General features: G+C 68.8%; 6 protein-coding genes. 4 read left to right on the top strand and 2 right to left on the bottom strand.

Annotated elements, in window-relative coordinates:
- The first annotated feature begins 231 nt into the window (after nucleotides 1–231).
- Together Pth03_RS35480 and mgrA are read left to right on the top strand one after the other, a co-directional pair.
- On the top strand, nucleotides 232–2,274 hold the full coding sequence (locus tag Pth03_RS35480; RefSeq protein WP_203948862.1) for a S9 family peptidase: 2,043 nt from the start codon (nucleotides 232–234) through the stop codon (nucleotides 2,272–2,274).
- The gene (mgrA, locus tag Pth03_RS35475; RefSeq protein ID WP_203948855.1) at nucleotides 2,271–3,296 is read left to right on the top strand and encodes an L-glyceraldehyde 3-phosphate reductase; all 1,026 of its coding nucleotides are present in this window, start codon (nucleotides 2,271–2,273) and stop codon (nucleotides 3,294–3,296) included. The genes Pth03_RS35480 and mgrA overlap by 4 nt, the downstream gene beginning before the upstream one ends.
- Nucleotides 3,297–3,324: 28 nt before the next feature.
- On the opposite strand, the gene Pth03_RS35470 is transcribed toward mgrA, so the two are convergent.
- Nucleotides 3,325–5,730 (bottom strand): lysylphosphatidylglycerol synthase transmembrane domain-containing protein, encoded by a 2,406-nt coding sequence (locus tag Pth03_RS35470; protein WP_239119611.1) that lies wholly within the window; start codon nucleotides 5,728–5,730, stop codon nucleotides 3,325–3,327.
- A gap of 49 nt (nucleotides 5,731–5,779) precedes the next feature.
- Here Pth03_RS35470 and Pth03_RS35465 point away from each other — a divergent pair, with 49 nt between their 5' ends.
- Together Pth03_RS35465 and Pth03_RS35460 are read left to right on the top strand one after the other, a co-directional pair.
- Complete coding sequence (locus Pth03_RS35465; protein WP_239119610.1) at nucleotides 5,780–6,217, top strand: RpiB/LacA/LacB family sugar-phosphate isomerase; 438 nt, start codon at nucleotides 5,780–5,782, stop codon at nucleotides 6,215–6,217.
- Complete coding sequence (locus Pth03_RS35460; RefSeq protein WP_308442408.1) at nucleotides 6,218–8,263, top strand: molybdopterin-containing oxidoreductase family protein; 2,046 nt, start codon at nucleotides 6,218–6,220, stop codon at nucleotides 8,261–8,263.
- Here the strand turns inward: Pth03_RS35460 and Pth03_RS35455 are convergent, their stop codons facing one another.
- Nucleotides 8,264–9,025: an alpha/beta hydrolase gene (locus tag Pth03_RS35455; protein WP_203948852.1), complete on the bottom strand. Its 762-nt coding sequence runs from the start codon at nucleotides 9,023–9,025 to the stop codon at nucleotides 8,264–8,266.
- Nucleotides 9,026–9,057 lie beyond the last annotated feature (32 nt).

Raw genomic sequence — 9,057 nt, 5'->3', positions numbered from 1 at the left:
GACCAGGGCACCCCACAACACAACCACCGAGATGATCAGAAGGGGAAGCGCCGAACCGCGTCGACACCACAAGATTAGCAGCCTCACAGGATGCCTTGACCCGAAAAGTCGTGGCGCCAGCCTTCGATTATTTGTTCCCCCGTCTCCCGGCAGCCACCGAGACCCCATAGGGCGCCGCCGACTGAGCCGTACCAAGAGCGGGGCGAACATAGACTTGCGCGGGTGAGTGACATGCCGCCTGTGGCGAAGAAGGTCCCGGTCGAGCGCACGCACCACGGTGACACCGTCGTGGACGAATACGCCTGGCTGTTCAGCAAGGACGATCCCGACACCATCTCCCATCTGGAGGCGGAGAACGCCTACACCCAGGAGATGACGGGCCATCTCAAAGATCTCCAGGAGACGGTCTTCCAGGAGATCAAGAGCCGCACGCTCGAGACCGACCTGTCGGTGCCGAGCCGTAAGGGCGCGTGGTGGTACTACTCGCGCACCGAAGAGGGCAAGCAATACGGCATCCAGTGCCGGGTCGCGGCCGACGGCGACGACCCGCCGGCGCTGACCCCGGGCGAGCCCCTCCCCGGAGAGCAGATCCTGCTCGACGGCAACGAGCTGGCAGGCGACAGTTCCTTCTTCTCTGTCGGGACGAGTGCGGTCAGCCCGGACGGCACGAAGCTGGCCTACTCCACCGACTTCACCGGCGACGAGCGGTTCACGCTGAGGTTCAAGGACCTCGAGACGGGCGAACTGCTCCCCGACGAGATTCCCGGCGTCTTCTACGGCGGCGCCTGGTCGGCCGACGGGTCCACGTTCTTCTACTCGACGATCGACGAGGCGTGGCGTCCGTACCGGGTCCACCGTCACACCCTCGGCTCCGACGACGAGGTGATCGTCTATCAGGAGGACGACGAGCGGTTCTGGGTCGGGGTCGGCCTGACGAGGAGCCAGCGCTACCTGGTCATCAGCTCCGGCAGCAAGATCACCACTGAGGTCCGCGTCCTCGACGCCGACGACCCCACCGGGGAGTTCGCCGTCATCCGGCCTCGGGAGACCGGTATCGAATACTCCCTCGACCACGCGGGGGATCGTTTCCTCATCCTCCACAACCGCGATGCGGTGAATTTCGAGCTGGCCACCGCGCCGATCGGCGACCCGGCCGCCTGGACGCCCCTGATCGGGCACCGGGACGACACGCGACTGCTCGACGTCGACGCGTTCAAGGACCACATCGTCGTGCACTTCCGGCGCGACGGCCTCGCCGGCATCCGGATCCTGCCCGACGGGGCCGAGCCGTACGAGATCTCCTTCCCTGAGCCGATCTACGACGCGGCCCCGGGCGGCAACGCGGAGTTCGAGACGAGCAGGCTCAGGCTCGGGTACACCTCGATGATCACGCCGTCGTCCGTCTACGACTACGACCTGCGGACCCACGAGCTGATCCTGCTAAAGCGCAAGGCGGTCCTCGGCGGCTACGACCCGGCCGACTACGAGCAGTTCCGTGAGTGGGCGACCGCCGACGACGGCACCAAGGTGCCGATCTCCGTCGTCGTGCGGAAGGGCGTGAAGCGCCCGGCCCCCACGCTCCTGTACGGCTACGGCAGCTACGAGAGCTCGATCGACCCGTACTTCTCGGTGGCCCGGCTGTCCCTGCTGGACCGGGGGTTCGTCTTCGCGGTCGCGCACGTGCGGGGCGGCGGCGAAATGGGTCGCCGCTGGTACGAGGACGGCAAGCTGACCCGGAAGAAGAACACCTTCACCGACTTCGTCGCCTGCGCCCGGCACCTCAAGGCCGCCGGGTGGTCCAGCGAGATCGTTGCCCGCGGCGGCTCGGCCGGCGGCCTTCTCATGGGCGCCGTGGCCAACCTCGCCCCGGAGGAGTTCGCCGGGGTCATCGCCGAGGTGCCCTTCGTCGACGCGCTCAACACGATCCTCGATCCGTCGCTGCCGCTCACGGTCGTCGAGTGGGACGAATGGGGCGACCCGCTGCACGACTCCGAGGTGTACGCGTACATGAAGTCGTACTCCCCGTACGAGAACGTGGACAGCCGGCCGTACCCGCCGATCATCGCGATCACCAGCCTCAACGACACCCGCGTGCTCTACCACGAGCCTGCCAAGTGGATCGCCAGGCTGCGGGACTCCGCCAAGGGCGGGCCCTTCCTGTTGAAGACCGAGATGGGCGCTGGGCACGGCGGTCGCAGCGGCCGTTATGACGCGTGGCGCGAGGAGGCGTTCGCGCTCTCCTGGATTCTCGACCGAGTTGGAGTTACCAAATGACCTATGTTGCGGCTGATGGCAGATATGGCCCCATGCCGTACAACCGGACCGGCAGGAGCGGGCTGAAGCTGCCCGCCATCTCGCTCGGCCTGTGGCACAACTTCGGCGACGACAAGCCGATCGAGACACAGCGGGCGATCCTGCGCAGGGCGTTCGACCGTGGGGTGACCCACTTCGACCTGGCCAACAACTACGGCCCGCCGTACGGCTCCGCTGAGATCAACTTCGGGCACATCTACCAGCAGGATTTCGCGAAATACCGGGATGAGCTGATCATCTCGACCAAGGCCGGATATGACATGTGGCCCGGGCCGTACGGCGAATGGGGGTCGAGGAAGTATCTGCTGTCCAGCCTCGACCAGTCGCTGAAGCGCATGGGCCTGGACTACGTGGACATCTTCTACAGCCACCGGTTCGACCCGGAGACCCCGCTGGAGGAGACCATGGGGGCGCTCGCCCACGCGGTGCGCTCCGGCAAGGCCCTCTATGCCGGCATCTCGTCCTACTCTCCGGAGAAGACGCGGGAGGCCGCCCGCATCCTGCGTGATCTCGGGACGCCGCTGCTCATCCACCAGCCGTCCTACTCCATGCTCAACCGCTGGATCGAGAACGGCCTGCTCGACGTGCTCGAAGAGGTGGGCGCTGGGTGCATCGCGTTCTCGCCGCTGGCGCAGGGCATGCTGACCGACCGCTATCTCGACGGCATCCCCGGCGACTCCCGGGCCGCCCAGGGCAAGTCGCTCAACCCGCGCCTGCTCACCGACGAGGCGCTGCGGCACGTCCGCGCGCTCAACGAGCTGGCCAAGTCGCGCGGCCAGTCGCTCGCGCAGATGGCTTTGTCGTGGGCGTTGCGCGACAAGCGGGTGACGACCGTGCTGATCGGCGCGAGCAGCGTCAGGCAGCTCGACGACAACCTCGACGCGGTCAACCGGCTCGACTTCGCTCCGGAGGAGCTCGACGCGATCGACAAGGACGCCGTCGAGTCCGGCATCAACATCTGGGCGGCCTCCAGCGCCGAATAGACCTGCCGAATAGACGTGACGGCGCCCGTCAAAGGGCGTCGTGACGCTGCAGGTAGGTGAAGGAGGCCCAGCCGGGAAGCACGGGCAGCCAGAAGGTCAGCAGGCGGAAGAGCAGAACCGCCGACGTGGCGACCGTTCCCGGTAGGCCCGCCACGGTGAGGCCCAGCGACAACGACGCCTCGACCGCCCCCAGCCCGCCCGGTGTGGGGGCGGCCGAGCCGATCGCGTTGCCGGCCAGGAACACGATCGCGACCGTGGTGAAGCTGAGGTCGCCGCCGAAGGCCCGTACGCAGGCCACGAGGCACGCCACGAAGGCGAGGGTCAGCAGAAGCGTGCCGCTCACGCCTTCGAGGATCTTTCGGGGCGACTGGATCACGTCGAGCAGCCTGGGGATCACCCCGGAGAACATCGCGCGGATGCGGGTGGTCAGCATCCGCCGGATGGGCCGTACCGCGAGGATGATCACGAAGAGTACGGCGACGCTCAGCAGCGCGACCAGCAGCCCGCGGGACGGGGTGAGCGAAGGCGCGGCCTGGGTGCCGGTGACGTATCCGAACAACAACAGAAGCGAGATGTGCGAGGCGAGGCCGACGAGCTGCGAGGCCCCCACACTCGCCACGGCAGCGCCCGGCGGGATGCCGCGTTTTTGCAGGTAACGCGTGTTGATCGCCACCCCGCCCACCGCCGCGGGGGCGACCAGCTTCACGAACGAGCCGGCGAACTGCGCCAGCACGGTACGGCCCAGCGGCAGCGGCTCGGGCACGAAGCCCCTCAGCATGATCGCGGCAGCCAGGTAGCTCGCGGCGGCGGTGACCAGGCCCACCCCGCTCCAGGCCCAGTTGGCGGTGGTCACGACCGATACCAGGTTGATCCTGCTGAGCTGCGAGAGCAGGAAGTAGGCCGCCAGGGCGCTGGCGATGATCGTGACGAGGGTGCGGGGGCGGAAGCGCTCGAGGCGGACCTCCTCCACCGCGGCCTGCGGCTTCAGCGCGACGATGTGCTCGCGGATGGCGGGCAGGAGGTCCTTGTCCTTGCGGGCGGCGGTGCGGGTGTCGCGGCTGAGCGCGATCCGCTGGAGCAGCGGCAGCGCGCCGGCGAGGGAGTCGGCGCCCAGCACCGCGGCGGCCGACTTCACCGAGCGCTCAGATCCCACCCGGGTGGCGAGATAGGCGAGGAGCTGGGCGACGTCCATGCGGAGCAGGAGATCGCCCGCCGCGATCTCGCCGCTGCGGGCGTCGACCAGGATGATCTGGCCGTTCGCGTCGACGTGGATGCTCTCGCCGGTCAGGTGGCGGTGGGCCAGCCGGTGCGCATGGAGGAGGCGCACCTGCTCCCACAGCTGGGCCAGCAGCTCGTCGTCGAAGTCGGCGTCGGCGAGCTCCTCCACGGGCCGGCTGTCGATGTGCTCGTAGGCCAGCATCGCCGCCTCGGTGCCCACCTCGCTCGTGCCGAGCAGGCGCGGCAGGCTCGCCCCCGCCGCCTGGGCGGCGTAGGCCATCAGGGCTTCGCGCTCCAGTTCGGCCCGCAACGACCGGATGGCACGCCGCCTGGTCTCGGTGTTGAGCCGCAGCCGGCGCCACAGACGGTAGACGATCCCGGCGACCTGGCGGTCCCGGTCGAGCACGGTGATGTCGAGCCGCCGCTGATCGGCGAGCCCGACGAGATAGCGGCGGCTGCCCGAACTGTCGTCCTCGACCCGCCGTGCGCTGACCGGCGAGAACCCGAGTCGCCGGAGAGCCGCGAGGACGGCGCTTCCCGGCGGCCTGGTGTTCGCGCTGCCGATGCCGTACAGGGTGCCGAAGCCGACGGCCAGGCCCACGAGGTAGGTGAGGATCACGCCGAGCGCGGTGACCTTGGATGAGGTGAACAACGCGAACACGTCGAGGGCGATCGCCGTCCACATGAGCGCCCGCCACTGCGGGCGGCGCGTCATCCGCACGGCCGTCGCGTAGGCGATCGCCGGGGTGAGCACCGTGTTGAGCGGTTCGACGTCCCTTCCGCCCGTGAGGAGTTGCACGAGCTCGGCCGGGCCGGCCTCAACGAGCCACTCGTCGATCGCGTACGAGATGAGCAGGGCGAGGATCGCGGCGACCAGCCCTTGGGCGACGCGCATGCCGTCGCGGTGGAAGACCCGCTCCACGGCGAACGCGACGGGAACGACCAGGACCGACACGCCGCCGAGCAGCCCGGAGACGGCCGACAGGAAGGCGGGGGCCCGGCCCGTCCCGGCCTGCACGTCGGTCTCCAGACCGTTGAGCGTGCGCTGGAGGGCGAGGGCCATCAGCACCACGGCGGCGAGGGCCAGCAGGGTCAGCAGGAAACGCAAGGCGTCGGACGGCCGCCGGATACGCTGCGGGAGCAATGGTTCGACGACGAGGACAACTCCCTGCTGCGGGGTGTCCAGCGTCGCGTCCTGCTCCTTGATACCTCTCACCACCAGCGATTCTGTGCGATCTTCGCACTCGGTGTCCACAATTGACGACATGCATATCTCTCTGGCCTCGGACAGTCTCGACGGGGTGGCGTCCCGCCTGGTGGCCGAGGTAGAGCGGCGCGGCCATTCAGTGACACTCTATGGAGCACTGGCCCCCGGTGGCCGTGCCGATTGGGCGTGGTGTAGTTCCGCCGCTGCGAAAAACGTCACATCCGGGCATTCCGACCAAGCAATCGTGTGCTGCTGGACCGGAACGGGCGCGTCGATCGCCGCCAACAAGATCGCTGGGGTCCGGGCGGCGCTCTGTGTCGACGCCGCCACGGCAGAGGGCGCCCGCAGGTGGAACGACGCCAACGTCCTGGCCCTCAGCCTGCGTCTCACGTCGGACCAGACCCTGGTGGAGATCCTCGACGCGTGGTTCGCGGGGAAGCCGAGCACGGCAGACGAGGACACGGCCAACATCACCCACCTGTCCGATCTGGAATGAATGCGGGAACGTAAGGTTGCGGGCATGGAGTTGCGGGTTCTAGGGGCATGTCCGCTCGATTGTCCCGACACGTGTTCATGGGAAGTCACCGTGCGGGACGGCCAGGCCGTCAGCCTCCGGGGCAACCGCGAGCATCCGTACACGCGCGGCGCCCTGTGCGTGAAGGTCAACCGTTACCTCGAGTACACCAAGGCCGACGACCGCATCCTGCACCCCCTGCGCCGCGTGGGCCCCAAGGGATCCGGGCGATTCGAGCGCATCTCCTGGGACGAGGCCCTCTCCGTCATCGCCGACCGGCTCGACGAGATCGTCAGGGAGCACGGCGGCGAGGCCATCTGGCCGTACCAGGGAACCGGCACGCTGGGGTTCATCCAGGGTGAGAGCGGGTTCGCCGGCCGCCGGTTCTGGAACGCCCTCGGCGCCTCGCGGCACGATCTCGACATCTGCTCGGTGGCGGGCAACGACGGTCTGCGCCTCACGAACGGCACGCCGGCGGGCATGGACCCCGAGACGTTCGCCCAGTCGAAGCTGATCCTGCTGTGGGGCACCAACACCCTGACCTCCGGGCACCACCTGTGGAAGTTCATCCAGGACGCCAAGGCGAACGGCGCGCACGTGGTCGCCATCGACCCGATCAGGACCAGGACCGCCGACCAGGCCGACACCTATCTCCCCATCAGGCCGGGCACCGACGGCGCGCTCGCCCTGGGACTGCTCAACGTCGTCCTGGAGGAGGGCGCCGAGGACACCGCCTATCTGGAGGAGCACACCAGCGGCTGGGCCGAGTTCAAAGCCGAAATCCTGAAATATCCCGCGGCTCGGGCGGCCGAGATCACCGGAATCGCCGAAGAGGACATCCGGGCGGTCGGCGTACGGCTCGCGCACACCCGGCCGACCGGCATCCGCGCCACCATGGGCCTGCAGCGCCACGAAGGCGGCGGGGCCGCGCTGCGGCTCATCGCCTGCATCCCCGGCGTGACGGGCGACTGGCGCCACCCGGGCGGCGGCGTCGCCTATTCGACCTCGGCCCACGTGCCGCTGAACGTCGACCCGCACTGGGAACTCCTCCCGGCGCCCGTACGCACGCTGACGATGACCCGGCTGGCCGACGAGCTGGACAAGTCGGTCAAATGCCTGTGGGTCTACGCCGCCAATCCCCTCGGGTCGACCTCGGACCAGAACCGCATCCGGACCGCGATGCTGCGCGACGACCTGTTCACGGTCGTCATGGAGCAGTTCCCGACCGACACCGTCGACTACGCCGACATCGTGTTGCCCGCGACCATGCAGACCGAGCACATGGACCTGCACCACGGCTACGGGCACATGTATCTGGTGTGGAACGAGCCCGCGGTCGAGGCGCCGGGTGAGGCGCTGTCGACGACGGAGACCTTCCGGCGACTGGCCCGCCACATGGGGCTGACGGAGCCGTCGCTTCACGCCTCCGACTTGGAGATCGCCGAGGAACTGCTCACCGGCACTCCGCACATCACGCTGGAACGGCTGCGCAAGCAGGGCTGGGCGAGGCTCGACGTCGCCGAGCCCTTCGTGCCGTTCACCGACGGCTTCCCGACGCCGTCCGGCCGGCTGGAGTTCGCGTCCGACCAGGCCGAGAGGGACGGGCTGCCCCGCGTGGCGACCTACGTCCCCTCCTTCACGGCACGTACGGCGCCCTCCGACCGCGCGTATCCGCTCACGATGATCACACCGGCGTCGCACACGTTCCTGAACACGACCTTCGGCAACAACCCGGAGTTGCTGCGCCGGTCCAAGGGCCCCAGGGTCATGGTCAACGCGGCCGACGCCGCGCCTCGCGGGCTCGTCGACGGGCAGCCGGCGCGGGTGTTCAACCACAACGGCGAATTCACCGCCCAGGTGGAGATCACCGACCGTGTCAGGCCGGGAGTGATCGCCGCACCCAAGGGGCACTGGCCCAAGCTGAGCCCCGGCGGCTCGAACCCGAACGCGACCGTGGACGCCAGAAACTCCGACATGGGCCGCGGTGCGGTCTACCACGACAACCTGGTGGACATCACGCCCGCGTGATCAGGCATGGTGTCTCGCCAGGAACGCCATGATCGCATCGAGCACCATCGGCCCCTGTGCGGTCTCGAACAGCATCGAGGCGTGCGCGTTCTCCCCCTTGGCGATGATCACCGAGTGATCGGGTGAGTTGACGGCCGCCCGGTCGGCCTCCTGGTAGCCGGCCGGGGACGGCCCGGGGTCGTTCTCCGCTGTGATCATCAGCAGCGGGGAACGGAGCGGCTGCACGGCGTCGGCCGTCGCAAATCCGGCGAGGTTGACCACGCCCGCCGGAGGTTTGTCCATCCGGGCAGCGGCGTCGATCGACCTGGAGCCGCCGACCGAGCCGCCGATCAGGAAGACCCGGGTCGCGCCGTCCTTCTTGAGCCGGTCGCTCATCCGCACGACCAGGCGCTCGATGTCCGCGGCGGGGCTGCGCTCGTAGAGCAGGACCCGGTAACCGCCGGCCTTGAGCCGATCGGCGAGGGGTCGCCAGGTGCAGACGCTGCCGCCCCGCTCGTAGGAGACGACGACTCCGGCGGCGCCCTCCCCCATGATCACGCCCACATGGTCGCCGCCGTCCTCGTAGCTGAAGATGCGCCCGTCGGCCTCGGTGTAGCAGCCCCCGGCGTTCGGTCCCGTGAGACTCGGACTGGGGCTTGGACTGGGCGACGCCGTGACGGCCGCAGCCGGGGTGCCGGGGGAACGGGCCGTCGTGCCGCTGACCGTGCCCCCGCAGGCGGTCAGCAGCAGCAGAGCGGCGATCATGGCGCGTTGCCCCGGCATCCACGACTCCTCAGCTATGTAAGAACTGACAT

The organism is Planotetraspora thailandica, assembly GCF_016863335.1.
GTDB lineage: Bacteria > Actinomycetota > Actinomycetes > Streptosporangiales > Streptosporangiaceae > Planotetraspora > Planotetraspora thailandica.
The sequence above is the reverse complement of the archived record's forward strand: the minus strand, read 5'-3'. Positions and strand labels throughout refer to the sequence as shown.